This window comes from Caballeronia temeraria (genome assembly GCF_001544795.2).
GTDB lineage: Bacteria > Pseudomonadota > Gammaproteobacteria > Burkholderiales > Burkholderiaceae > Caballeronia > Caballeronia temeraria.
In genome coordinates this window covers 62,994-89,230 of the sequence record NZ_FCOI02000007.1, presented here as the reverse complement: position 1 = coordinate 89,230, position 26,237 = coordinate 62,994, and the positions used below count along the sequence as shown (strand labels likewise).

Here is a 26,237-nt window from a genome sequence, read left to right as displayed (position 1 = left end):
GGACTGATCATGAAACCGTTGCTGCGGGTCGTGCTCGTCATCAATGCCCTGATTTTTCTGGCGTTCGGTCTGCTGTTTCTGCTGACGCCGTGGGCGGGCTTGTACGGCGCGCTGCAACTGGATTCGATCCGCGTGCAGCCGGTGTTCGCCGGGCAGTTGCTCGGCATCGCGCTCATGGGACTTTCGTGGCTTGCGTTTCACGCGGCTGTGGATGGCGCGTTGACGGCTCGCGCTGCGCGCGTCTCGGGCCATGTTCAGTGGCTGTCCGGCGTCGTGGTGCTGGTCTGGCTGCTCGGGCTGCACACGCCTCAGATCGACGGCTTTGGGCAGATCAGCGCGGCCGTGGTCGGCGCTGTGCTGCTCGTGCTCGGTCTCGGCAGCGTGCGGCTGTCGTCGGCGGTGCGGCGGCGCGAGCGCGCGGCGCTGGCCGGCGCGGCATCGGCGCAGCGGGCGGAGAAGAAAGCGGCGCAAACGCGCGACGAAAATCGCGTGAACGCCACGGCATCTTCCGCACGCGCCGAACCAATCGATACCGCCGTGCGTCCAGCGGCGCGCGCGCCGCAAGCCACGGCCATCGATCCCATTTCGGGCCGCACGATCGATTCAGCGGGACGTCCGCTCGATCCCGCGTCGCCGATCGCATCGGCCGCCGTGCGCGCGCATCCGGACGGCGCGGTCGATCCCGTCACGGGCGGCACGCTCGATCCGTTGACGGGACGCGCGATCGATCCGGTCACCGGCAAGCGCATCGAGCCTGTCATCAGCGGCGAGATCGATCCGTCGACGGGGCGGAGAGTCGATCCGCTCGCGCCCGGCGCGGGCGCGCCTCATTGAAGGCGTGAAGCGCATGCCGCGAGTCACGCGAAGCGCAGCACGGCAAACACGCAGGACAAGCACGGTCGGCCGGAGCGCCGGCCGTCGATTTATTGGCAGCACGGGGCGCAACAGCGCGTTCCGGCCGCACCGACATCATTCGTTCACTTAGCCTTTGGCCGCAGCCATGCACGACAAAATCCTGATTCTCGATTTCGGCTCCCAAGTCACACAACTGATCGCCCGGCGCATCCGCGAATCGCACGTCTACTCGGAGATCCATCCGTACGACGTCGACGAGACGTTCATCCGCGAATTCGCGCCGAAGGGCATCATTCTGTCGGGCGGCCCCAACTCGGTCACCGAGGCAAAATCGCCGCGCGCCCCGCAGATCGTCTTCGATCTCGGCGTGCCGGTGCTCGGCATCTGCTACGGCATGCAGACGATGGCCGACCAGCTCGGCGGCAAGGTCGAACTCGGCAACGTGCGCGAATTCGGCTATGCGGAAGTGCAGGCGCTGAATCACACGGGCTTTCTGGAAGGCATCCAGGACTTCGCCAGCGAGAAGGGCGAGTCGATGCTCAAGGTGTGGATGAGCCACGGCGACAAGGTTGTCGACCTGCCCGCGGGTTTCAAGCTGATGGCCTCGACGCCGTCGTGCCCGATCGCCGCAATGGCCGACGACGACCGCCGCTTCTACGGCCTGCAATGGCACCCGGAAGTCACGCACACGGTGCAGGGCCGCGCGATGCTCGAGCGCTTCGTGCTGGAGCTGTGCGGCGCGAAGGCGGACTGGGAGATGGGCCATTACATCGACGAAGCCGTGGAGAAGATCCGCGCGCAGGTCGGCAACGAGCACGTCATTCTCGGCTTGTCGGGCGGCGTGGATTCGTCGGTGGCGGCGGCGCTCTTGCATCGCGCGATCGGCGATCAGCTGACGTGCGTATTCGTCGATCATGGCTTGCTGCGTCAGAACGAGGCGGAGCAGGTGATGTCGACGTTCGCGGATCATCTGGGCGTGAAGGTGATTCACGTCGATGCAAGCGAAGAATTCCTGCATAAGCTCGCCGGCGTGACCGATCCGGAGGCGAAGCGCAAGATCATCGGCGCGGAGTTCGTCGAAGTGTTCCACAAGGAATCGGACAAGCTCACCGACGCGAAATGGCTCGCGCAGGGCACGATCTATCCGGACGTGATCGAATCGGCGGGCAAGGGCAAGAAGGGCGCCCACACGATCAAGAGCCATCACAACGTCGGCGGGTTGCCGGAGACGCTGAATCTCAAGCTGCTCGAGCCGCTGCGCGAGTTGTTCAAGGACGAAGTGCGCGAACTCGGCGTGAAGCTCGGTTTGCCGCCCGCGATGGTGTATCGCCATCCGTTTCCCGGTCCGGGTCTCGGCGTGCGGATTCTCGGCGAAGTGAAGCGCGAATTCGCGGATCTGCTGCGTCGCGCCGATGCGATTTTCATCGAGACGCTGCGCAACACCATCGACAAGGAAACGGGCAAGTCGTGGTACGACCTGACTAGCCAGGCGTTCGCGGTGTTTTTGCCGGTGAAGAGCGTCGGCGTGATGGGCGATGGGCGTACCTATGAATACGTCGTCGCACTGCGCGCCGTGCAGACGCTCGACTTCATGACCGCGCACTGGGCGCATCTGCCGCATGATCTGCTCGGGCATGTGAGCAATCGCATCATCAACGAGGTGCGCGGCATCAATCGGGTGGTGTATGACATCTCGGGCAAGCCGCCTGCGACGATCGAGTGGGAGTGAGAAGCGTCGCTTCACGTTGAACGCGAGCCGGGCGCATGAGTGATGCCGCGCCCGATCGCGAACGAAGCGCGCGTGTCACCGACTCGCTTTTCTTCGCGTTGTATCCCGACGCAGCCGCCGCGGCGCGCATCGCTGATCTGGCGGCGCGGCTGCGCATCGAGCACAAGTTGAAGGCGCGGGCGAGTCCCGCCGATCGCCTTCACGTCACCCTGCATTATCTCGGCGCCTTCGCAGGCGTTCCCGCCGATATCGCCGCTCAAGCATGCGCCGCGGCGTCCCGGATCGCCTTGCCGCCCGTCGAAGTGACGCTCGACCGTATCGAAAGCTTTTCGGGCCGTCGGGCGAAACATCCGCTGGTACTTTTGGGCGACGTCACCGGACCGCTCGACGCGCTCGAACACGCGCTCGGCGCCGCGCTCGAATCCGCCAGCATCCCGCTCAAACGCCATCCCCATTTCATCCCGCACGTGACCTTGCTCTACGACGAGCATCGCGTCCCGCGTCAGCAAGTCGAACCCATCGCCTGGACCGCGCGCGAGTTCGCGCTCGTGCGCAGCTTGCTCGGCCAATCGCGATACGAAGTGCTCGCGCGCTGGCCGCTCGTGCCGTGAATCGCAAGAACCACCCGAAATAAAGGGTTTCGCGGATTTTTCTAACGCGTTAAGGTGCGTGTATCGGAAAGAATCGAGACGAAGCGCTTACATGACCCGATCCCGCCTGCTGCACATCACGCCTGAAACCCATCACGTCCAGATCGATCTCGTCTACGCGACCGATCGCAATTTCACCGGCAAACCCATCTACAAGGCTCAGCACTGCCTGCTGCTGGAGCCTGCCGAAGCCGCGCTGCGCAAAGCCGTCGATATCGCGCGCAGCATCGGCATGACGCTCAGGATTTTCGACGCCTATCGCCCGCCGCAAGCGCAAAAAGTGCTGTGGGACTTTCTGCCCGATCCGACTTTCATCGCCGAACTCGGGCGCGGCTCGAACCACAGCCGCGGCACGGCGGTGGACCTGACACTCGTCGATCGCGACGGCAACGAGCTCGACATGGGCACCGGTTTCGATGCGATGGTCGTCGAATCCGAGCACTTTCACTTCCGCTTGCCGGAGCACGTGCAACGCAACCGGACGCTCCTGCTCGGCGTGATGCAGGGCGCGGGCTTCACGCACATAAAAAGCGAGTGGTGGCATTACGAATTGCCAGGTTCGCGCGAACTTGCTCTGATCGACAACGAAGAAAGCGGCCCGCTGCGGCTGATGTAATCGCGACATCCAAAGGACGGCAACACATGAAAAAAGCATTGGCAGCGGTCATGCTCGCAGCGGCGTTGACGGCATTTACAGGCGTGCAGAACGCGCAGGCCGCTACGCCGAAAGACATGTTCGTCATGGCCACATTGCTCGATGAATTCACCTCGCTCGATCCCGGCGAAATCTACGAGCTGGTGCCGGAGGAATACGTCGCGAACACATACGACCGTCTGGTGCGCGTCGATCTGAAAGACCCGTCGAAATTCAATGGCGATGTCGCCGAGTCGTGGACCGTGAGTCAGGATGGCCTCACGTTCACCTTCAAGATTCGCCCGGGACTCAAGTTCCACTCGGGCAACGCACTCAGCGCCGATGACGTCGCCTGGTCGATCCAGCGCACCGCGCTGCTCGATAAAGGCGCGGCGGCGGTGCTCGCGGGCATCGGGCTGACGAAGGCGAACGCGTTGCAGAACGTCAAGAAAATCGATGACACGACCGTCTCCGTCACGACCGACCAGCGTTACGCACCGACTTTCGTGCTCAACGTGCTCGGTTCGTGGCCGGCGTCGGTGGTGGATCGCAAGCTCGTCGAGTCGCACGCGAAGGGCAACGATCACGGCAACGAGTGGCTCAAGACCAACGAAGCCGGTTCGGGCGCGTACAAGCTCGTGAAGTGGACCGCCAACGACAGCATCGTGTTGCAGCGTTTCGAAGGCTATCGCATTCCGCTCGCGATGAAGCGCATCGTGCTGCGCCATGTGACCGAAGCGGCGAGCCAGCGTCTGATGATCCAGAACGGCGACATCGACGTCGCGCGCGATCTCTCGCCCGACGACCTCGATACGCTCTCGAAATCCGGCGTCATCAAGGCGACGGCCGTGCCGCAGGCGACGCTCATGTATCTCGGCCTCAACAACAAGAATCCGAATCTCGCGAAGCCGGAAGTCTGGGAAGCGATGAAGTGGCTCATCGACTATCAGGGCATTCAGAAGAACGTGATCCGCACGACCTACAAGGTCCACGAAACGTTCCTGCCCGAAGGCTTTCTCGGCGCGCTGAACGACAATCCGTATCACCAGGATGTCGCGAAGGCGAAGGCACTGCTCGCTAAAGCGGGACTCGCGAACGGCTTCACGGTGAAGATGGACGTGCGCAACGACTATCCGTATAGCGAGATCGCGCAGGCCGTGCAGGCGAATCTCGCGCTCGCGAACATCAAGGTGCAACTCGTGCCGAGCGACAACAAGCAGACGCTCGGGCGATATCGCGCGCGGGCGCACGACATTTATATCGGCGAGTGGTCGGCGGATTACATCGATCCGCACAGCAACGCGCAGGGCTTCGTGTGGAATCCGGACAACTCGGATGCGTCGAGCTACAAGATGCTCGCGTGGCGCAACGCGTGGGACATTCCGCAACTGACCAAGGAAACGAACGCCGCGCTCGCCGAAAGCGACACGAAGAAACGCGCGCAGATGTACGAAAAGATGCAGCGTGAAGTGCTCGCGAAGTCGCCGTTCGTGATCATGTTCCAGAAGGTGTCGCAGGTGGCGGCGCGGCCCGGCGTGACCGGTCTCGAAGTCGGGCCGATCAACGATCTCGTGTCGTATCGGAACATCAAGAAGCAGTGAGCACGGTCACGCTCATCGATTCGCGGCGCGGCGGCGTACGCATCGCGCTGGCGCTCGCGCGCTGGATCGCGATGCTCGTCATCACGTTCACGGGCCTGCTCGCGATCACGTTTTTCATCGGCCGCAAGATTCCGATCGACCCGGTGCTCGCGATTCTCGGCGACCGCGCGTCCGCCGCTGCCTATGCGGCCGCGCGCCTGCAACTCGGGCTGGACAAGCCGCTCATCGAGCAATTTTTGATCTATGCGCGCGACGTGCTGCACGGCCATCTCGGCGTGTCGCTTTTGACCGCGAATCCGGTCATCGACGACATCAAACGCGTCTTTCCCGCGACGCTCGAACTCGCGACGCTCTCGACGTTCATCGGCATTGCGATTGGCGTGCCGCTCGGCGTCGCGGCGGCGGTGAAGCACAACCGCATCGTCGATCATGTCGCGCGCGTGATCGGGCTCGCAGGCAGTTCGGTGCCGGTGTTCTGGCTCGCGCTGATGGGCCTGCTGCTCTTCTATGCGCGGCTGCATTGGGTGTCGGGGCCGGGGCGCATCGATCCGGTCTACGACGGCATGGTCGATACACGCACCGGAAGCCTGCTGATCGATTCGCTCATCGCCGGCGAATGGGATGTCTTCAAAAACGCGTTCTCGCATATCGCGCTGCCGGCGGCCGTGCTCGCGTTCTATTCGATTGCGTATCTGTCGCGCATGACGCGTTCGTTCATGCTCGAGCAACTGAGCCAGGAATACGTGACGACCGCGCGCGCCAAAGGCCTGCCCGAGCGGCGCGTGATCTGGCGGCATGCGTTTGGCAATATCGCGGTGCCGCTGCTGACCGTGATCGCACTCGCGTACAGCTATCTGCTCGAAGGCTCGGTGCTGACGGAGATCGTGTTCGCGTGGCCGGGCATCGGCTCGTATCTGACGGGCGCGCTGCTCAACGCCGACATGAACGCCGTGCTCGGCAGCACGCTCGTGATCGGCGCGACGTTTATCGCGCTCAATCTCTTGACCGATGCGCTGTATCGCGTGTTCGATCCACGCGCGCGCTGACATGGAGGACTCTGCGTACATGAAACCGGCGCGAACGGGCCCGCGCGCGTGGCTGCTAACCGATACGCCGGCGTCGCCGCGCCAGGCCGCGCTCGGACGCGCGTATCGGCGCTGGCGGCAATTCTCGTCGAATCCGTTGAGCATGCTCGGGCTCGCGATTCTGCTGCTGCTGATCGTCGTCGCCGCGATCGGGCCGATGCTCGTCACGCAGGATCCGTTGCAGCAAGTGCTCGCGGAACGCCTCACGCCGCCGGGCGCGGCGCACTGGTTCGGCACCGATCAGCTCGGCCGCGACATCCTCTCGCGGCTCGTGCACGGCTCGCGTCTCACGCTGGCGATCGCGATGCTCGTCGTCGTGCTCGTCGTGCCGGCCGGACTGCTGATCGGCACGGTGGCGGGGTATTGCGGCGGTATCGTCGATACGGTGTTGATGCGCGTCACCGATGTCGCGCTCGCGTTTCCCAAGATCGTGCTCGCGCTCGCGTTCGCCGCGGCGCTCGGGCCGGGCGTGCTCAACGCGGTGATTGCGCTGTCCATCACCGCGTGGCCGCCGTATGCGCGGCTCGCGCGCGCGGAGTCGCTGCGGCTCGCGCAGGCGGACTACATCCACGCGGCGCGTCTGCAAGGCGCATCGCATCTGCGCATTCTGCTGCGCTATATTGTGCCGCTGTGCTCGTCGTCGGTGATCGTGCGCGCGACGCTCGACATGGCGGGCATCATTCTCGCCGTCGCGGGTCTCGGTTTTCTCGGACTGGGCGCGCAGCCGCCGAGCCCGGAATGGGGCTACATGGTCGCGGCGGGCCGCAACGTGCTGCTCGACGCCTGGTGGGTCGCGACGATTCCCGGCCTCGCAATCCTCGCGGTGAGCCTCGCCTTCAACCTGCTCGGCGACGGTCTGCGCGACGTCTTCGATCCGCGTCATGGAGGCTGACATGTCCGACGCATTAGCGGAAATCGACGGCCTCGAAGTGGCGTTCGCCGGCCACGACGGCGCGCTCATGCCCGCCGTGCGCGGCGTATCGCTGACGGTACGGCGTGGCGAGCGGCTCGGCATTGTCGGTGAATCGGGATCGGGCAAGTCGCTGACGGGGCGCGCGCTGCTCGGACTCCTGCCGCCCGAGGCGAAATGGTCCGCGAAGTCGCTGCGCTTCGAAGGACAGGACTTGCTCGCGATGCGTCCGAAAGAGCGCCGCCGCCTGTGCGGCACGCGCATGAGCATGATCCTGCAAGACCCGAAATACTCGCTCAATCCGGTGATGACCGTCGCGCAGCAGATGCGCGAAACCTTCGTGCGGCAGGGCGTGAAAGAGAGCCGGCGCGTGCTGCGCGAGCGCATTGTCGCGGCGCTGGAAGCCGTGCATATCCGCGATCCGCAGCGCGTCGCCGATGCATATCCGCACGAATTGTCCGGCGGCATGGGCCAGCGCGTGATGATCGCGATGATGGTATCGGCCGGTCCGCGTCTTCTGATCGCCGACGAACCCACGAGCGCGCTCGACGTTCTCGTGTCGATGCAGGTGCTTGCCGTGCTCGACGAGATGATCGAGCGCCACGACACCGGGCTCGTGTTCATCAGCCACGATCTGCCGCTTGTGATGTCGTTCTGCGACCGCGTGGCGGTGATGTACGGCGGGCGCGTCATCGAGACGTGCGCGGCGCGCGATCTCGCCCACGCGACGCATCCGTACACGCGCGGGCTGCTCGAAGCGAATCCGCCGCTCGACAATCCGCCCGATGAATTGCCCACACTGCGCCGCGATCCGTCGTGGCTCGATGAAAGGATCGCGCGATGATCGAGATCGAGCGCGCGCTCATACGCTTCAAGACGAAGACCGGCCACGTCGACGCCGTGCGCGATGTTTCCCTGCGCGTGGAAGAGGGCGAAGTGTTCGGGCTCGTCGGCGAATCGGGCAGCGGCAAATCCACGCTGTTGCGCGCGCTCGCCGGGCTGACGCCGCTCGCGGGCGGCAGTCTGCGCATCGCCGCGCGGCCCGATCGGCCCGAGCGGCGCGACGTGCAGATGGTGTTTCAGGACCCGTACGGCGCGCTTCATCCGCGCTTCACCGTCGACAAGACCTTGCGCGAGCCGCTCGCGATCAGCGGCATCGGCGACGAAGACGCGCGCATTCTCGATGCGCTCGCCGAAGTCGGCCTCGGCCCGGCGTTCCGCTTTCGCTATCCGCATCAGTTGTCGGGCGGACAGCGCCAGCGCGTATCGATCGCGCGGGCGCTGATCGTCGGGCCGCGCGTGCTGCTGCTCGACGAGCCGACGTCCGCGCTCGACGTTTCCGTGCAGGCCGAGATTCTGAACCTGCTGCGCCGGCTGCATCGCGAACGCAAGCTGACGATGATCCTCGTGAGCCACAATCTTGCGGTCATCGGCTTTCTGTGCCAGCGCGTCGCGGTGATGCGCAATGGCGAGATCGTCGAGCAACTCGGCGTCGATGCGGTGCGTTCGCACGACGTCGCGCACGAGTACACGCGGCGCCTTCTGCTCGCGACGCAAGGCTACACGCGCGAGAACGGGACGCGTGTCGCGCCGGAGCAGGGTGCGTAGTCATCGCACAAGCACGATTGTTGCGGCCAGTCAACGAATGTTGCGCAAACGACGCATAAGGACGGTGATAAGCCCGGTATACGGCGATGCACCGCAAACCGATCTGTCTTCGACGAAACCGGCGCGGCCGCCACTGATAGAATGTGCATTGGATTGTCGAGACGTGCCGAACAACGCGCGAGCGTGGTTTTCCGGCTGCTTTCCGACTTCGAGCTAACCAACGGAAATCGTGACAGACCGCGCCCGTTCGCGGGTGTAAATCGGTCGTAATCCCCGATGAAATTGCTAGATGCTTTGGTCGAACAGCGGATCAACGAAGCCGCTGCGCGTGGCGAGTTCAATGACCTGCCGGGCGCGGGCGCACCGCTCCACTTCGACGACGACGTCCTCGTACCCGAGGAAGTGCGCGTCGCCAATCGAATCCTCAAGAACGCGGGCTTCGTTCCGCCTGCCGTCGAACAGCTTCGCGCACTGCGCGGGCTGCAGGAAGAGTTCGACAAGGTGACGGACCCGGCGGCCCGTTGCCGCCTGCAAGCCAGGATGCTCGCGCTCGACATGGCGCTGGAATCGCTGCGCGGTGGCGGCTGCGTGCCGCACGAATATCGTCGCCGCATTGCGGAGCGGCTGTCCGAGCGCGCGCAGTCGCGCGTGGCGGTGGAAGCGAAGTGACCGGCTTGTCGGACGCAGCGGACCCCGCGCCCGGCGCTCCTTTCGCCGATTCCTCCAGCGAACGCGATCGCCGCTTCATGGCGCTCGCGCAACAAGCTGCCGAGCAGGCCCGTGCGGCGGGTGAAGTACCCGTCGGCGCGGTGGTCGTGCTCGGCGACGAGGTCATTGCCACCGGCTTCAATCATCCGATTCGCGGGCACGATCCGTCCGCGCATGCCGAAATGGCCGCGTTGCGCGCCGCCGCTCAGACACTTCAGAATTACCGGCTGCCGGGCTGCGAGTTGTATGTGACGCTCGAACCTTGCCTGATGTGCGCTGGCGCGATCATGCATTCGCGGATTTCGCGCGTCGTGTATGGCGCCACGGACCCGAAAACGGGCGCGTGCGGCAGTGTCGTCGACATGTTCGCGAATGTGCAGCTCAATCATCACACGACCGTGACGGGCGGCGTGCTTGCCGACGAATGCGGACACGCGCTCAAGAATTTCTTCGCCGAGCGGCGCCGCCTCGCGCGCGAAGAACGCGATGCGCGCCGCGCGCGGGAAGCCGGGCAGGCCGCCGCCGTCTCAATAACGAATCCAACGACAACATCGTGAAATCACGCACTATCGACCTCGTCGCGCCGTCTGGCTATCCGCACGATCCGGCGGCCGTCGAGCGCGGCATCGGGCGATTGCGCAGGGAAGGGCATCGCCTGGAAAACGTCGACGCGACGCGACGCCGCTTTCAGCGTTTCGGCGGCACCGACGCCGAGCGCGCAGCCGACCTCAACCGTCTCGCGGACGCATCGCGGCGGTTGCCTGACATCGTACTTGCCGTGCGCGGCGGATACGGCGCGTCGCGCATCCTGCATGGACTCGACTATCTCGGCTTGCGCCGGCTCGCGGATCAGCCGGTCGCGATCGTCGGCCATAGCGACTTCACCGCGATCCAGTGCGCGCTCTTCGCACACGCGGGCGTGAAAAGCTTCGGCGGACCGATGTTCGCCGGCGATTTTGGCGCGGAAGAGTTGAGTTCGTTCACGATGCAGCACTTCTGGAAGGCGATCTCCCACTCGAGCTTCACCGTGACGAGCCACACGCCGCAGCAACAGACCGTCGATGTCACCGGCATGCTGTGGGGCGGCAATCTCGCGATTCTGGCGTCGCTCGTTGGCACGCCGTATTTGCCGCCGGTCGAGGGCGGGATTCTGTACATCGAGGATGTGAACGAGCATCCGTTTCGCATCGAACGGATGATTTATCAGTTGTATCAGGCGGGCGTGCTCGGCCGTCAGCAGGCAATCGTGATGGGCGAATTTTCCGGCGGCCGGCTTTCCGACTACGACAACGGCTATTCTCTCGACGCGATGATCGAGCAGGTGCGGTCGGTGACCGGTATTCCGGTCGTGACGGGATTGCAGTTCGGACACATCGAGAATTTGCTGACGCTGCCTTTCGGTGCAACCGCGCACCTCATTGCGACGGAGCGGGGATTCACGTTGAAACTTTCCGACTACCCGCATCTGGCTTGACCAAGGCGCGATAAGGCGTTCAGATGAGCGCCTTATTTTAAGTCCATTTTTGCAACTAACGGTCTTAATATGCACCATCCACGAATTGCCTACGCACCAAGTGCGCCGCATGAATTGTCAACAAAAAAGTGCTGGCAATGCTGACAAAAACTTGCGAAATCCGCACGAAGCCTTGTTGGCATTGGAGTTGAGGGAAATCTGCGATCCAAAATTCCGCCCCGAAGAGTCAAATTCTCAAATGAATTGTTGACAATCTTTATGTCGATTCTAAGATGCTTAACATGCAAGCGAGCACATCATGTCCGACACCAAGCGTAGTGTTGCATCGAATGCTTCAGATTCCGCTCCGAACGGGGCGAATGCCGAGTCGATCGCCGAAAACATCCGCGCCGCGATCCTCGAGCATCGGCTGGCGCCGGGCGCGAAGCTGACCGAAGCGCAGTTGTGCGAGGTGTTCGCCGTGAAGCGCGGTACGGTCCGCCAGGCGCTTGCGCAACTGTCGAACGAAAGGCTCGTCGATCTGGAGCCGAATCGCGGCGCTTTCGTGGCAAGCCCGTCGCTGCAGGAAGTGCATGAAGTGTTCGAGATGCGCCGCATCATCGAACTGGCGGTGGTGGATCGAATCGCGCAAGGGCACGGGGTGCGCCGGTTGAAGTCGATCAGCGCGACGATCGGAAAAGAACGCCGCGCCTTCGAAAGCCACGATTTTTCTTCGTGGATCAGACTCTCTGGCGAATTCCACACCGAACTCGCCGCGCTGACCGGCAACACGGTGTTGTGCGAATGTCTGTCGGGACTCGTGGCACGGTCGACGCTGATCTCGGCGCTGTATGAATCGCTCGGCAAGAGTTCGTGTTCGTTCGAGGACCACGAAGAGATTCTCGCCGCGCTCGATGCCGGCGACGCAGCCAAAGCCGGCGTGCTGATGGCGCAACATCTGCGCGACGTCGAGTTGAAGATGCTGGAGCGGCCGGCTCGCGGCGCGGTCGATCTGAAGGAAGTATTCACCCGGCCCGCCGAACGCGAAAAGGCGCTCGATAGTTAAGGCAGTGAGACGGCAGACCGGAGCGTCTGCCATCGGCTGAATCAAGCAGGACTAAATAATGGGAGACCGTGCCCCGCGCGACGCGCCGGGCGCGTGGAGAGTTGCACGCGCAAAAACTCGCAGCGTGCGCTGCATCGAACAGGACGCTCATCAGAGCGTGAAATGAAAGTCGCCGCAGGGCGGGCGTGCCGGGCAAAGGCCCCGCGCTCTTGGCCTCATGCCCCAAGGCGAAAACGCAAATCCGAAGAATGCCGCGCTGATTCGAAACGTTCGAAACGTTCGATACGTCAGCGAAGGCATCCGATCGAAGCTTGAACCCCGAGCATTTGCAGTTTTTTCATCACGCAAGCAGCCAATGAAGGAGACGTCATGGCCCAGTTCAGTGCATCCGGCAGCTCAGCCCTGCCTCAATACGAAGAGCAGACATCGGGACACGACCCGGATCTGCCCGCCGGTTACAGCGACCGTCTGTATAACGAGGACCTCGCCCCGCTCAAGAATCAGACCTGGGGTGCGTACAACATCTTCGCGTTCTGGATGTCGGACGTGCATAGCGTCGGCGGATACGTGTTCGCGGGCAGTCTCTTCGCGCTCGGCCTGACGAGCTGGCAAGTGCTGGTGTCGCTTCTGATCGGCATCGGGCTCGTGAATGCGCTGTGCAACATGATCGCAAAGCCGAGCCAGGTGGCGGGCGTGCCTTATCCGGTCGCGTGCCGCGCCACGTTCGGCGTGCTCGGGGCGAATATTCCCGCCGTGATTCGCGGGCTCATCGCGGTGGCGTGGTACGGCATCCAGACGTATCTGGCGTCGAGCGCGCTCGTCATCGTCGTGCTGAAGTTCGTGCCGTCGCTGATGCCTTACGCCGACGTGCACAAGTACGGCTTCGTCGGACTCTCGGCGCTCGGCTGGGCGGGCTTCATGCTGCTCTGGGTGCTGCAGGCCGTCGTGTTCTGGCGCGGCATGGAGATGATCAAGAAGTTCATCGACTTCGCCGGTCCCGCCGTCTATGTCGTGATGTTCATTCTCGCCGGCTACATGGTGTGGCGCGCGGGCATCAGGAACATCGGTCTGAATCTCGGCGGCGTGAAGTATCACGGCATGGAAGTGATTCCCGTGATGATTACCGCGATCTCGCTCGTCGTGTCCTACTTCTCCGGTCCGATGCTCAACTTCGGCGACTTCTCGCGCTACGGCAAGAGCTTTCGCAGCGTGAAGCGCGGCAACTTCTGGGGTCTGCCGGTCAACTTCCTGGCGTTCTCGCTCGTGACCGTCATCACGACTGCTGCGACCTTGCCGGTGTTCGGCCAGCTGATCACCGATCCGGTGGAAACCGTCGGCCGCATCGATCATCCGTCCGCTGTGATTCTGGGCGCGCTGACCTTCACGATCGCGACCATCGGCATCAACATCGTCGCTAACTTCGTGTCGCCGGCCTTCGACTTCTCGAACGTCGCGCCGAAGCTCATCAGCTGGCGCATGGGCGGCATGATGGCGGCGGTCGCGTCGATCTTCATCACGCCGTGGAACCTGTTCAACAACCCGGCCGTGATTCACTACACGCTGGATATTCTCGGCAGCTTCATCGGACCGTTGTATGGCGTGCTGATCCTCGACTTCTACCTCGTGAAGCGCGGCAAGCTCGTCGTCGACGATCTCTACACGGTGTCCGAAGAAGGCAAGTACTGGTACACGAAGGGCGTGAACCGCCGCGCCGTGATGGCGCTCCTGCCGGCCGCCGTGATCGCGATTCTCTGCGTGATGCTGCCGTCGCTCGAAGGTGCTGCGAACTTCTCGTGGTTCATCGGTGCGGGCCTGGGCGCGGTGTTCTATTACTTCCTCGCCGACCGCAAGCGCCCGGTTTAAAAAAAGATAGAACCTGAGAGAACCTTTCGAAGCAGTACGTGGAGAACAGCAATGCGCATCAAACTGATCAACCCGAACACGACGCAGCGCATGACCGACTCGATGGGCCGCTGCGCCCGCGAGGTCGCCGCGCCCGGCACGGAGATCGTCGCCGTCAGCCCGACGATGGGCCCGCCGTCCATCGAAGGCTATTACGACGAGGCGATCGCGTCGCTCGGTCTGCTCGCGGAAGTCGAAGCGGGCGAGAAGCAGGGCTTCGACGGCTACGTGATCGCCTGCTTCGGCGATCCGGCCCTTTACGCCGCACGCGAGCTGGCGCGCGGCCCGGTGATCGGCATCGCGGAGGCGGCGATGCACGCGGCAAGCGTCATCGCACCGGGATTTTCTGTCGTCACGACCTTGCAGCGCACGGTGGGCATGGCGTGGCATCTCGCGGAGCGTTACGGAATGTCGCGCTTCTGCAAGAACGTCCGCGCGACCGACGTGCCCGTGCTAGAGCTGGACGTGCCGGGGTCGCCCGCGCGTCAGACGATCATCGACGAATGCCGGCGCGCGCTCGACGAGGACGGCTCGGACGCCATCGTCCTCGGCTGCGCGGGCATGGCGGAGTTCTGCCGCGAAGTGGAGGAGGCGATCGGCGCGCCGGTGGTGGAGGGCGTGACGGCCGCGGTGAAGTGGGCGGAGGCGCTGATCGCGCTGAGATTGCACACGGCGAAACGCGGCGACTTCGCGCGGCCGCTGGCGAAACGGTACGACGGCGTGCTGTCGGATTTCAGCCCGCGCTGATGGCCTTCCCGCCGGACACATACCGATGACGTGACCCGGATTATGCGCCCTGATGTATGGGCGCGTCCGGGTCTTTTAGCTACACTGAATCGTCGACAATCCCGTTTCCCAACGCTTGAGCAGAACGCCAGCCATGTCACTCGATCCGAACTACCCACGCGACCTGATCGGCTACGGCCGCCACCCGGTGCAGGCGAACTGGCCGGGACGCGCGCGCGTCGCCGTGCAATTCGTGCTCAATTACGAAGAAGGCGGCGAGAACTGCGTGCTGCACGGCGATCCGGGCTCGGAGCAGTTCCTGTCGGAGATCGTGGGCGCGGCGGCGTATCCCTCGCGTCACATGAGCATGGAGTCGATCTACGAATACGGCTCGCGCGCGGGCGTGTGGCGCATTCTGCGCGAATTCGAGAAGCGCGGCATGCCGCTGACCATTTTCGGCGTCGGCATGGCGATCGAGCGGCATCCGGAACTGGCGAGGGCGTTCGTCGAGCTGGGGCATGAGATCGCGTGCCACGGATATCGCTGGATTCACTATCAGGACATGTCGCCGGAGCGCGAAGCCGAACACATGCGCCTCGGCATGGAAGCCATCGAGCGCGTGACGGGCGTGCGTCCGCTCGGCTGGTACACCGGGCGCGACAGTCCCAATACGCATCGGCTGGTCGCGGAATACGGCGGTTTCCTGTACGACTCGGACAATTACGGCGACGACCTGCCGTTCTGGACCGAAGTGGAAGTGACGGGCGGCGAGAAGAAGCCGCATCTGATCGTGCCGTACACGCTCGACACCAATGACATGCGCTTCGCGACGCCGCAGGGTTTCAATACGGGCGATCACTTCTTCACGTATCTGAAAGACGCATTCGACGTGCTCTACGAAGAAGGCGACGAAGCGCCGAAGATGCTGTCCATCGGCATGCACTGCCGCTTGCTGGGCCGCCCGGGACGCTTCCGCGGCCTGCAGAAATTCCTCGATCACATCGAGAAGCACGATCGCGTGTGGGTCACGCGGCGTGCCGACATCGCGCGTCACTGGCGCGAACAACATCCTTTCGAAAAATCCAACAACGGGACGGCGGCATGAAGGCGATGCAATACACACTCGACCAATTGAACACCATGCCCGCCGACACGTTCGTGACGGTGCTCGCGGGCATTTTCGAGCACTCGCCGTGGGTGCCGGAAGCCGCCGCGCAACAGCGGCCCTTCAAGGACATCGACACGCTGCACGCGGCGATGTCGCGCATCGTCGAAACGGCCGGCGACGAAAAGCAGCTCGCGCTCATCAACGCGCACCCGGAACTCGCGGGCAAGGCAGCGGTGCGCGGCGAACTGACCGCCGAATCGACGCGCGAGCAGAGCGGCGCGGGCCTGAATCTCTGCACGCAGGAAGAGTTCGACAGGTTGCAGGCGCTCAACACGCAGTATCGCGAGAAGTTCGGCTTTCCGTTCATTCTCGCGGTGCGCGGGTATGACCGTCACGGGATCATCGCGAACTTCGAGGAGCGCGTGAATCACGACCGCGCCGAAGAACTGCGCACGAGCCTCGACCAGATTTACCGGATCGCCGGTTTCAGGTTGAACGACCTGATTCAGGCTTGATCCGCATTCACTGTCACGATAAGGACGCAACAATGGCAATTCCGACACTCGATCCCAACGCGCCCGAATTCACGCGCCGCTATGTGAATCTTGCGGACCCGCGTCTGGGCGCGCAGGCACTCGAGGCGAGCGACGATTTCTTCGCGCCGAAGGATCGCATGCTCAATCCCGAGCCGGCGGTGTTCATTCCCGGCAAGTACGACGATCACGGCAAGTGGATGGACGGCTGGGAAACGCGCCGCAAGCGCACGACGGGCTATGACTGGTGCATCGTCAAGCTCGCGCGTCCGGGCGTGATCAAGGGCATCGATGTCGACACGAGCCACTTCACCGGCAATTTCCCGCCGGCGGCGTCGATCGAAGGCGCGCATGTCATCGACGGCGCGCCGAACCAGTCGACGCAATGGACGGAGATCGTCCCGTCGACGACGCTCCAGGGCAACAGCCACCACTATCTCGAAGTTGCGGACGCCAAGCCGTTCACGCATCTGCGCGTGAATATCTATCCGGATGGCGGCATCGCGCGTCTGCGTGTCTACGGTCAGCCGCAGCTCGACTGGAGCAACGCGGACCGCAACCAGCTCGTCGATCTCGGCGCGATGGAAAACGGCGCGTACATGGTCGGCACGAACAACCAGCACTTCGGTCTCGCATCCACGTTGCTGATGCCGGGCCGCGGCGTCAACATGGGCGACGGCTGGGAAACGCGTCGCCGTCGCGAGCCGGGCAACGACTGGTGTATCGTCGCGCTCGCGCAGCCGGGCATCATCAAGAAGGTCGAAGTGGATACCGCGCACTTCAAGGGCAACTTCCCGGATCGCTGCTCGTTGCAGGCGGCGTACGTGAAGGGCGGCACGGACAGCTCGCTCGTCACGCAGGCCATGTTCTGGCCGGTGCTGCTCGGCGAACAGAAGCTGCAGATGGACAAGCAGCATTTCTTCGAGCCGGAGCTGGCCGCGCTCGGCCCGGTGACGCACGTGCGCTTCAACATTTATCCTGACGGCGGCGTGTCGCGTCTTCGTCTACTCGGAACCCTCGCATAATGAAAAAGCTGGCTATCGAACCGTTGACGCGCGCTGCGTTCAAGCCCTTTGGCGATGTCATCGAACTCGATGGCGCGAAGCAGATCCCGATCAACCTCGGCACCACGATCCGCTTTCACGATCTGTGCAACGTCGACGTGACGGATCAGGGCGGCCACGCGATCGTCAATCTGTTTCGTGGCCAGCCGCGCACGCTGCCGTTCGAATGCAAGATGATGGAGCGTCATCCGCTCGGCAGCCAGGCGTTCATTCCGCTCGATGACCGGCCGTATCTCGTCGTCGTGGCGCCCGCGGGCGATCTCGACGAGTCGAAGATTCGCGCGTTCGTCACGAGCGGCTGGCAGGGCGTCAATTATGCGAAAGGCGTGTGGCATCATCCGCTGCTCGCGCTGGGCAAGGTGAGCGATTACATCGTCGTCGATCGCGGCGGCGGCGAAGGTCATAACCTCAACGAGCAGGATCTGAAGGAATCGTTGTGGCTGACGGAAGAGGCGATGCGGTAAGGCCGCCGCCTCTTCGGGCTCGGGAAGAACCGGCGCGGTGTGGCCGGTCTTTTTGCTTTTGTGGCGTTAAGATAGTCGGCTCATTTCCGACGACTCTTTCCAACGCCCCGAACTCACGATGATCGATCTCCGCAGCGATACCGTCACCCGTCCCAGCAAGTCCATGCTCGCCGCCATGACCGCCGCCGAAGTCGGCGACGACGTCTGGGGCGACGATCCCACCGTCATCGAGTTGCAGGCCACGCTCGCCGCGCGCACCGGCAAGGAAGCGGGCCTCTTTTTCCCGAGCGGCACGCAAAGCAATCTCGCCGCGCTGATGGCGCATTGCGCGCGCGGCGACGAGTACATCGTCGGACAGCACGCACACACGTACAAATACGAAGGGGGCGGCGCGGCGGTGCTCGGCAGCATCCAGCCGCAGCCGATCGAAAACGCCCCCGATGGCTCCCTGCCGCTCGACAAGATCGCGGCGGCGATCAAGCCCATCGACAATCACTTCGCGCGCACGCGCTTGCTGGCGCTGGAGAACACCATCGGCGGGAAGGTGCTGCCGGCTTCTTATGTCGACGCAGCGACGCAGCTCGCGCGCGATCGCGGTCTCGCGACGCATCTCGACGGCGCGCGCGTCTTCAACGCGGCGGTGGCATCGGACAAGCCGGTGAGTGCGTTGTGCGCGCCGTTCGACTCGGTGTCCATCTGTTTTTCGAAAGGGCTGGGCGCGCCGGTGGGATCGGTGCTGGTCGGATCGAAGGCATTGATCGATGTCGCGAGCCGTTGGCGCAAGGTGCTCGGCGGCGGCATGCGCCAGTCGGGCGTGCTTGCTGCAGCGTGCCTGTACGCGCTGGATCATCACGTCGATGGCCTCGCACAGGACCACGACAACGCCGCGCATCTCGCCGCCGGCCTCGCGCAGATCGACGCGGTCAAGGTGCATTCGCACGCGACCAACATGGTTTTCGCGCAGATTCCCGAGGCGCATTGCGCGCCGCTCGAAGCCTTCCTGAAAGAGCGCGGCATTCTCATGCAGATGCTCTACGCGTCGCGCTTCGTCACGCATCGCGATGTCTCGCGCGCGGATATCGACACCGTCATTCGCGCGGTGAAGGACTACTTCGCGCGCTGAATGAACGTTGAATGAAAAATGCCCCGCTTCGAACGAAGCGGGGCATTCGGCACAACAGAAGCGGTAAAGCTTATTCGACAGCGCCGCCTGCGAACCACGCGGCTACTTTCTGGCGCTCCGCATCGGTCATCTGCGTGACATTGCCGAGCGGCATCGCCTTCAGCGTCACAGCCTGCTGATGCACGCGCTGCGCGTTCTGCTTGATCTCGGCGGGCGTATCGAGCAAGACGCCGGCGGGCGCGCTGCCCATCATCGTCGGATGCGCGGAGTGACACGTCGCGCAGCGTTGCTGGATGATCGGCTGAATGTCGGACACCTTGATCGTCGGCGCGCCGGCAGCTTGTGCGACGGGCACGGTCGGCGCGGGCATCGTCCACACAAATGCGCCAAGCACCAGCACGAGACCTGCGACCGGCATATACCACAGCACCTGGCCGCGATGGCGCATCACGAAGAACTGGCGAATGAGGGCGCCCGCCAGCATGATGAGCACGAGAATCAGCCAGTTGAACTTGTGCGTGTAGGTCATCGCGTAGTGGTTCGACAGCATCGCGAACACCACGGGCAGCGTGAAGTACGTGTTGTGCACGGAGCGCTGCTTGCCGCGCTTGCCGTAGATCGCGTTCGGCGTTTCGCCCTTGAGCATTGCCGCGACCATCTTGCGCTGGCCCGGAATGATGACGAAGAACACGTTCGCCGACATGATCGTCGCGATCATCGCGCCGGTGATCAGATACGCCGCGCGGCCCGCGAACACATGACACGCGATGAACGCCGCGATCAGCACGTAGATGCCCACGCAGATGCCGAGCAGCTTGTCGTTGGTGCCGAGCACGCGGCACAGCGTGTCGTACACGATCCAGCCGGCCATCAGGAAGCCGAGCGCCGCCGATACGGCCACCACCGGGCCCATGTCGAGCACGCTCTTGTCGATGAGATACGTGCTCGGCGACAGCAGATACAGCACGAAGAAGAGGCCGAAACCCGACATCCACGTGGTGTACGACGGCCAGAACGACCAGTGCAGGTTCTCCGGCATGTCCTGCGGCGCGACGGAATACTTCTGCATGTGATAGAAGCCGCCGCCGTGGACGTGCCAGAAGTCGCCGAACACGCCGCGACGGCGCGCGTTCGGGTCCGTGGGCGGTTTCAAACTGTTGTCGAGCGCGACGAAGTAGAACGATTCGCCGATCCATGCGATCGCGACGATGACGTGCAGACAGCGCAATACGAGATTGAGCCAGTCGGTGACAAAGCCTTCCATGTACTCCTCCACTACCGATTCGTTATGTGCTTGTGGGGTTCAAGCTGTGTTTTAGCTTCCGCTCAACTTCCGCGATACGTGCTGTACGCCCACGGCGACACGAGCAGGGGCACGTGATAGTGCGAGGCGGAATCCGCGATGCCGAAACGCAGCACGACGCGATCGACGAAGCGCGGCTCGGGCACGGTCACGCCGAGCGTGGCGAAGTAGTCGCCCGCGTGGAAGACGAGCTCGTATTCGCCGGTTTCGAAGTCGGCGCCTTCGAGCAGCGGCGCATCGGCGCGGCCGTCGTCGTTCGTATGGATGGTCTTGATCGCGCGGCGGGTGTCGCCGTTGAGCGCGAACAGCTCGACTTTGAGGTTGGCGCCCGGGCGGCCGTGCGCGGTGTCGAGGACGTGGGTGGTGAGCTTGCCCATTCGCAGTTTCCTTGAGTTGTGCGAGATCCGGCTTTGCGCATCGATCCGAAATTCCGCACCTGGATACTTCAGTGCGTCTGCGGCGGATCGAGGCTCCACGTCAGTGGCTACATACCCGTCGGCGTTTCAGATGCGCGCCGTGTACAGCATTGTAGGAATTTGAGACGCGCTGTGCGCCCGCGATAGGAAAGATAATGCCTGACGCATGACAGCGGCGCGTAAGCCTTGCCGGGCGGCCTCGAACCGCGTTGCGGACCCCGTTTCCGGCGATGCTACGCGCGCCAAAATTCGGGAATATATTGCCGCTGTGAAGACGACTATGACGGCGGCTTGATTGCGTCCGAATTTTTGGACGTGGACAGTGACGGTGCGCGCGAATATCGCTGAATACTTGCCGCGTCCCGAAGACGGCGTCAGACGCTGGGTAACCGGGGCTTTTCACTGGTTTCCCAACGCTCTATGGAGATAAAACTGATGCCACGCAGTCTTTTGGTCAAGAACGCCCAGATGCTCGTCACGATGGACGAGAAGCGCCGCGAAATTGCCCATGGCGGTTTGTATATCGAGGACAACCGCATCGTGCAGGTCGGGCGGACGAGTGAGTTACCGCAATCCGCCGACGACGTGCTCGACATGCGCGGCCATCTCGTGATTCCTGGCCTCGTCAACACGCACCATCACATGTATCAGAGCCTCACGCGCGCGATTCCCGCCGCGCAGAACGCCGAACTGTTCGGCTGGCTCACGAATCTCTACAAGATCTGGGCGCATCTGACGCCCGAGATGATCAGCGTCTCGACCCAGACGGCGATGGCGGAACTGCTGCTTTCCGGCTGCACGACGTCGAGCGATCACCTTTATATCTACCCGAACGGCAGCCGGCTCGACGACAGCATCGCGGCGGCGCGCGAGATCGGCATGCGGTTTCACGCGGCGCGGGGCAGCATGAGCGTCGGGCAGAAGGACGGCGGTTTGCCGCCGGATTCGGTCGTCGAAAAGGAAGACGCGATTCTGAAGGACTCGCAGCGGCTGATCGAGACATATCACGACGAAGGCCGTTACGCGATGCTGCGCGTGGTCGTGGCGCCGTGCTCGCCGTTTTCGGTGAGCCGCGAACTGATGCGCGATGCGGCGTTGCTCGCGCGCGAATACGGCGTGTCGCTGCACACGCATCTGGCCGAAAACGTGAACGATGTCGCGTACAGCCGCGAGAAATTCGGCATGACGCCGGCGGAATATGCCGAGGATCTCGGCTGGGTCGGCCATGACGTGTGGCATGCGCACTGCGTGCAACTGGACAAGGCGGGCATCGATCTGTTTGCGCGCACGGGGACGGGCGTCGCGCATTGCCCGTGCTCGAATATGCGGCTCGCGTCGGGCATTGCGCCGATTCGTGCGATGCGCGATGCGGGTGTGCCGGTGGGTATCGGCGTGGATGGATCGGCGTCGAACGATGGAGCGCAGATGGTTGCCGAGGTGCGGCAGGCGTTGTTGTTGCAGCGCGTCGGGTTCGGTCCGGATGCTATGACTGCGCGGGAAGCGCTGGAAATCGCGACGCTTGGTGGCGCGAAGGTGCTCAATCGCGATGATATCGGTGCGCTCGCGCCGGGCATGGCGGCGGATTTCGTGTCGTTCGATCTTTCGCAGACGGCGTTTGCAGGGGCTTTGCATGATCCCGTTGCTGCGCTGGTGTTTTGCGCCCCGGCGCAGGTGTCGACGAGCGTTGTCGATGGGAAGGTCGTCGTGAAGGATGGGCGGTTGACGACGCTGGATCTTGGCACGGTTTTGGAGCGCCACAATCGTCTGGCGCGGGACTTGGTTTTGGCTTCTTCTGGGTCTTGAGGTTTTTTGCGTGTGGGTTGCGTTGGGTTCGTTCGGGGAACTTGCTTTCTTGTCGGTCTATTGGCGCTGCCCCTGTGCGGGGCGGCAGTCACTTTCTTTGCTGCTGCAAAGAAAGTAACCAAAGAAAGCAGCTCGTTCAGGCCCGCGGTCACACGCAGTTTGGGTAGTTCTCTCGTCCTTGGTGGCACTCGCCTAAAGAGTGCCCTCGTAGGCCCAATCGGGCTTGGATCGCGCGCGGTCTGACGAGCTAGACGGTATAGGGCGCTGGTTCAGCACCAAAGCGTTCCGGCACAGCGCTACGCGCTGCCGCCGGGTAGGGATGGGAAACCAACGTGTGGCGATTGCAGTGCGATGGAAATGTTAGGAGAGGAGCGCTGACCGCCCCGATGGACCGGTCGGTCGCGAAGCGGGCCGGAGCTATTTGGTGCTGAACCAGCGAGCGAAGCTATGCGATGTGTCAGACCGTGCGCGAGCCAAGCCGGTGGGGTGTTTGGGGGCACTCTTTAGGCGAGTGCCGCCGTGGAGGAGAAAAGTGGCCAACGTGCGTGTGACCGCGGGCGTTTCGAGCTGCTTTCTTTGCCTACTTTCTTTGCAGCAGCAAAGAAAGTAGGTGCCGCCCCGCACAGGGGCAGAGCTAATAGACCGACACGAAAGCAGGTTTCACGCACAAACGAGCAAACGAATAAAGCGAGCAAACGAATAAAGCAAAAACAACATCAAGGCTGATCGATCAATGAACGCGTCGCTTCGGCGACAAGCCCCCGCAACCAGCGGACTTCATCGGAATAATGACACCGCTCATGCCACAACTGGTAATACTGCATCGGCGGGAAATCGAGCGGCGCGGGCACGACCGCGAGCGGCAAAAACCGCGCGTAATGATCGGCAAAAAGCCGCGTCGTCGTGAACACGAGATCCGACTTGATCAGCACGTAAGGCGCGAGATTGAAGTACGGCAACGTGACGACGACATGACGCTTCAGCCGCTCGCGCGCGAGATGCACATCGATCGCGCCACGCTGGCCGACGGAATACGGCGTCGGCGCAAGGTGCGGCGCGTTGAGGTACTGGTCGAGCGTGAGCCCGCCGCGCTTGGCGAACGGATGCGTGTTGCTGACAAGACACACGATCTTGTCGACGAACAGATTCGACAGATGCAGTTGTTCCGGCGGTTCCGGCCAGTTGCCGACGACGATATCGAGCTTGCCGTCCTCCAGCGCAAGCTCGTAGTCGAACGCGGGGCCGAGCGAATGAAACTCGAGCGTCGCGTTCGGCGCGGCCTGCCGGAATCGTTCGACGACCGTCGGCACGAACAGCACGTTCAGATAGTCAGGGCAGCCGATGCGATAGCACCGCACCGACGTGGAAGGATCGAAGTTGTGTTGCTGGACCTTGATGCGCTCGATTTCGCGCAGCGCGTTCTGCGTCGGCTCGAGCAGCCGCAGGCCGTATTCGGTCGGCACCATGCCCGACTTGCCGCGCACGAGGAGCGGGTCGCCGGTGATGTCGCGCAGACGCCGCAGCGCGGCACTGATGGCGGGTTGTGACTGATTGAGCTTGACGGCTGCACGCGTCACGCTGCGTTCCATCAGGAGGGTGTGCAAGACGCGCAATAGATACGTATCGATCGCCTCGCGTTGCTGACTCATGTTATCTCCACTATATGTTCTGGCTGATCGACGCGGGGGTGCGACATATTGTTTTTAATATGTCGTGAAAAATTCGTCAAGGTGTGGGCTACCCGCAAACGCTGGGTTTGCGGGGCGCAACACATAATTTTGAGTTATCGACTTAACGTTCCGAATTCTGTAAATTCTGCCCGCGATATGAGTTTGTGCGACATGACCGTGCCGCACGCTCTTGAGCGGTAACTTTTTCCAGCCTGGCCTGCTCGGTGGCCAGGCGCATTTCTGGACCTCAATGGGCGACGCCATCTCCACATCGACAACGCCACCGCGCCTGGCTTTGTCGGGTATCAGCAAGCAGTATCCGTCCGTCAAGGCGAACGACGGCGTGAATCTCGTCGTCATGCCGGGCGAAATCCACGCCGTGCTCGGCGAGAACGGCGCAGGCAAGTCCACGCTGATGAAGATCATCTACGGCGCGGTGCGCCCGGATGAAGGCGAAATCCGCTGGCAGGGCGAGGCGGTCGAGATCGGCAGCCCGGCGGCCGCGCGCAAGCTCGGCATCGGCATGGTGTTTCAGCACTTCTCGCTGTTCGAGACGCTGACCGTCGCCGAAAACATCGCGCTCGCGCTCGACGAAAAGTTCGACATGAAAGCGCTCGGCAAACGCATCCGCGAAGTGTCGAAGGACTACGGTCTCGATGTCGATCCGCAACGCCACGTCCACAGTCTGACGGTCGGCGAACGCCAGCGCGTCGAAATCGTGCGATGCCTGCTGCAAAATCCGCGACTGCTCATCATGGACGAGCCGACTTCGGTGCTGACGCCGCAAGCCGTCCAGAAGCTTTTCAAGGTGCTGCGCCGCCTCGCGTCCGAGGGTTGCAGCATTCTCTACATCAGCCACAAGCTCGACGAAATCCAGTCGCTCTGCGAGAACGCCACCGTGATGCGCGGCGGACGCGTGACCGGCAACGTCGATCCGCGCAAGGAAACGCACGCGTCGCTCGCGCAGTTGATGGTCGGCCATTCGCTGCCCGACTACACGCGCCGCGAACACAATCCCGGCGACGTGCGGCTCGCGGTAAAGAACCTGTCCGTTGCGAGCCCTGACCCGTTCGGCACTTCGCTCGACAATGTGTCGTTCTCCGTGCACGCGGGCGAGATTTTCGGCATCGCGGGCGTGTCGGGGAACGGGCAGGCGGAGTTGCTCGCGGCGCTGTCGGGCGAAATCCGCGACAAGCACGTCGCCGCCGACGCCGTGTCGATCTGCGGCAAACCCGCCGCGCGTCTGACAGCGGGCGGGCGCCGGCGTCAGGGCTTCGCGTTCGTGCCGGAAGAGCGGCTCGGACGCGGCGCGGTCCCGGCGATGTCGCTCGCCGACAACGGCCTGCTCACCGCGCATCGCGAAAACATGGTGCGCGGCGGCTGGATCAAGGCGGCCACGGTGAAAGCGTTCGCGGAGCGCTGCATCAAGTCGTTCGACGTGCGCTGCGGCGGCAGCGATGCGCTCGCGCAAAGCCTTTCGGGCGGCAATCTGCAGAAATTCATCGTCGGGCGCGAGATTCTTCAGGAGCCGAAGGTGCTCGTGGTCGCTCAGCCGACCTGGGGCGTCGATGTCGGCGCGGCCGGCTTCATTCGCCAGCAACTGCTCGATCTGTCGGCGCGCGGCGTCGCGATTCTCGTGATTTCGGAAGAACTGGAAGAACTCTTCGACATCTGCGACCGGCTCGCCGTGATCGCGCGCGGCAAGCTCTCGCCGGTGCGCAAGACGAGCGAGACCAACGCGGAAGAAATCGGCCTCTTCATGGCCGGTCTTTTCGAAGGCAAGCCCGCGGCGGCCGCCGAACCCGACTCTCTTCTGAAGCATTAAA

Annotated in this window: 25 protein-coding genes; 22 read left to right on the top strand and 3 right to left on the bottom strand. The window is 63.2% G+C overall.

Annotated features, from left to right (window positions below):
• Positions 1-9 precede the first annotated feature (9 nt).
• From AWB76_RS12750 to ltaE, 20 genes are all read left to right on the top strand, one after another.
• Positions 10-834 (top strand): hypothetical protein, encoded by an 825-nt coding sequence (locus AWB76_RS12750; RefSeq protein ID WP_061160483.1) that lies wholly within the window; start codon positions 10-12, stop codon positions 832-834.
• Positions 835-1,000: 166 nt separating this feature from the next.
• On the top strand, positions 1,001-2,584 hold the full coding sequence (gene guaA / locus AWB76_RS12745) for a glutamine-hydrolyzing GMP synthase (RefSeq protein WP_061160482.1): 1,584 nt from the start codon (positions 1,001-1,003) through the stop codon (positions 2,582-2,584).
• 35 nt (positions 2,585-2,619) lie between these two features.
• Positions 2,620-3,195: an RNA 2',3'-cyclic phosphodiesterase gene (gene thpR, locus AWB76_RS12740; protein WP_061160481.1), complete on the top strand. Its 576-nt coding sequence runs from the start codon at positions 2,620-2,622 to the stop codon at positions 3,193-3,195.
• A gap of 91 nt (positions 3,196-3,286) precedes the next feature.
• Positions 3,287-3,850, top strand: a complete 564-nt coding sequence (ddpX, locus tag AWB76_RS12735; protein ID WP_061160480.1) for a D-alanyl-D-alanine dipeptidase — start codon at positions 3,287-3,289, stop codon at positions 3,848-3,850.
• 50 nt (positions 3,851-3,900) lie between these two features.
• Positions 3,901-5,469: an ABC transporter substrate-binding protein gene (locus tag AWB76_RS12730; protein ID WP_244173343.1), complete on the top strand. Its 1,569-nt coding sequence runs from the start codon at positions 3,901-3,903 to the stop codon at positions 5,467-5,469.
• Positions 5,466-6,515 carry an ABC transporter permease gene (locus AWB76_RS12725; RefSeq protein ID WP_061160478.1) on the top strand — a complete coding sequence of 350 codons (1,050 nt, stop codon included), beginning with the start codon at positions 5,466-5,468 and terminating at the stop codon, positions 6,513-6,515. Before AWB76_RS12730 ends, AWB76_RS12725 begins: the two co-directional genes overlap by 4 nt.
• A gap of 19 nt (positions 6,516-6,534) precedes the next feature.
• Positions 6,535-7,446, top strand: coding sequence for a nickel transporter permease (gene nikC / locus AWB76_RS12720; protein ID WP_061160654.1), 912 nt, complete (start codon positions 6,535-6,537; stop codon positions 7,444-7,446).
• Position 7,447: 1 nt separating this feature from the next.
• Complete coding sequence (locus AWB76_RS12715; RefSeq protein WP_096031293.1) at positions 7,448-8,308, top strand: ABC transporter ATP-binding protein; 861 nt, start codon at positions 7,448-7,450, stop codon at positions 8,306-8,308.
• Positions 8,305-9,072: an ABC transporter ATP-binding protein gene (locus AWB76_RS12710; protein ID WP_061160476.1), complete on the top strand. Its 768-nt coding sequence runs from the start codon at positions 8,305-8,307 to the stop codon at positions 9,070-9,072. Before AWB76_RS12715 ends, AWB76_RS12710 begins: the two co-directional genes overlap by 4 nt.
• 276 nt (positions 9,073-9,348) lie before the next feature.
• Positions 9,349-9,741 carry a DnaJ family domain-containing protein gene (locus AWB76_RS12705; protein ID WP_061160475.1) on the top strand — a complete coding sequence of 131 codons (393 nt, stop codon included), beginning with the start codon at positions 9,349-9,351 and terminating at the stop codon, positions 9,739-9,741.
• Positions 9,738-10,337, top strand: a complete 600-nt coding sequence (tadA, locus tag AWB76_RS12700; protein WP_061160474.1) for a tRNA adenosine(34) deaminase TadA — start codon at positions 9,738-9,740, stop codon at positions 10,335-10,337. The genes AWB76_RS12705 and tadA overlap by 4 nt, the downstream gene beginning before the upstream one ends.
• Positions 10,331-11,254 carry a muramoyltetrapeptide carboxypeptidase gene (gene ldcA, locus AWB76_RS12695; RefSeq protein WP_208606566.1) on the top strand — a complete coding sequence of 308 codons (924 nt, stop codon included), beginning with the start codon at positions 10,331-10,333 and terminating at the stop codon, positions 11,252-11,254. The genes tadA and ldcA overlap by 7 nt, the downstream gene beginning before the upstream one ends.
• A gap of 298 nt (positions 11,255-11,552) precedes the next feature.
• Positions 11,553-12,299, top strand: coding sequence for a GntR family transcriptional regulator (locus AWB76_RS12690; protein ID WP_061160472.1), 747 nt, complete (start codon positions 11,553-11,555; stop codon positions 12,297-12,299).
• A 369-nt stretch (positions 12,300-12,668) separates the two neighbouring features.
• On the top strand, positions 12,669-14,162 hold the full coding sequence (locus AWB76_RS12685; protein ID WP_061160471.1) for an NCS1 family nucleobase:cation symporter-1: 1,494 nt from the start codon (positions 12,669-12,671) through the stop codon (positions 14,160-14,162).
• Positions 14,163-14,213: 51 nt separating this feature from the next.
• On the top strand, positions 14,214-14,948 hold the full coding sequence (locus AWB76_RS12680) for an aspartate/glutamate racemase family protein (RefSeq protein ID WP_061160470.1): 735 nt from the start codon (positions 14,214-14,216) through the stop codon (positions 14,946-14,948).
• Between the two features lie 133 nt (positions 14,949-15,081).
• A complete protein-coding gene (puuE, locus tag AWB76_RS12675; protein ID WP_061160469.1) occupies positions 15,082-16,032 on the top strand; it encodes an allantoinase PuuE in 951 nt (316 codons plus the stop codon).
• The gene (gene uraD / locus AWB76_RS12670; RefSeq protein WP_061160468.1) at positions 16,029-16,550 is read left to right on the top strand and encodes a 2-oxo-4-hydroxy-4-carboxy-5-ureidoimidazoline decarboxylase; all 522 of its coding nucleotides are present in this window, start codon (positions 16,029-16,031) and stop codon (positions 16,548-16,550) included. The genes puuE and uraD overlap by 4 nt, the downstream gene beginning before the upstream one ends.
• A gap of 32 nt (positions 16,551-16,582) precedes the next feature.
• Positions 16,583-17,593 carry an allantoicase gene (alc, locus tag AWB76_RS12665; protein ID WP_061160467.1) on the top strand — a complete coding sequence of 337 codons (1,011 nt, stop codon included), beginning with the start codon at positions 16,583-16,585 and terminating at the stop codon, positions 17,591-17,593.
• Entirely contained in the window at positions 17,593-18,096 is a 504-nt protein-coding gene (locus AWB76_RS12660; RefSeq protein WP_061160466.1) for an ureidoglycolate lyase, read from the top strand. Before alc ends, AWB76_RS12660 begins: the two co-directional genes overlap by 1 nt.
• A 118-nt stretch (positions 18,097-18,214) precedes the next feature.
• A complete protein-coding gene (gene ltaE, locus AWB76_RS12655) occupies positions 18,215-19,219 on the top strand; it encodes a low-specificity L-threonine aldolase (protein ID WP_061160465.1) in 1,005 nt (334 codons plus the stop codon).
• Positions 19,220-19,289: 70 nt separating this feature from the next.
• Here the strand turns inward: ltaE and AWB76_RS12650 are convergent, their stop codons facing one another.
• On the bottom strand, positions 19,290-20,483 hold the full coding sequence (locus AWB76_RS12650) for a urate hydroxylase PuuD (RefSeq protein ID WP_061160464.1): 1,194 nt from the start codon (positions 20,481-20,483) through the stop codon (positions 19,290-19,292).
• A 62-nt stretch (positions 20,484-20,545) separates the two neighbouring features.
• On the bottom strand, positions 20,546-20,899 hold the full coding sequence (gene uraH / locus AWB76_RS12645) for a hydroxyisourate hydrolase (protein ID WP_061160463.1): 354 nt from the start codon (positions 20,897-20,899) through the stop codon (positions 20,546-20,548).
• Between the two features lie 474 nt (positions 20,900-21,373).
• On the opposite strand from uraH, the gene AWB76_RS12640 reads away from it, so the two are divergent.
• Positions 21,374-22,741 (top strand): 8-oxoguanine deaminase, encoded by a 1,368-nt coding sequence (locus AWB76_RS12640; RefSeq protein WP_208606563.1) that lies wholly within the window; start codon positions 21,374-21,376, stop codon positions 22,739-22,741.
• A 716-nt stretch (positions 22,742-23,457) separates the two neighbouring features.
• Here the strand turns inward: AWB76_RS12640 and AWB76_RS12635 are convergent.
• Positions 23,458-24,390: a LysR substrate-binding domain-containing protein gene (locus AWB76_RS12635; protein ID WP_008349998.1), complete on the bottom strand. Its 933-nt coding sequence runs from the start codon at positions 24,388-24,390 to the stop codon at positions 23,458-23,460.
• Positions 24,391-24,661: 271 nt separating this feature from the next.
• Between AWB76_RS12635 and AWB76_RS12630 the strand changes: the two genes are divergently transcribed.
• A complete protein-coding gene (locus AWB76_RS12630) occupies positions 24,662-26,236 on the top strand; it encodes an ABC transporter ATP-binding protein (protein WP_061160461.1) in 1,575 nt (524 codons plus the stop codon).
• Position 26,237 lies beyond the last annotated feature (1 nt).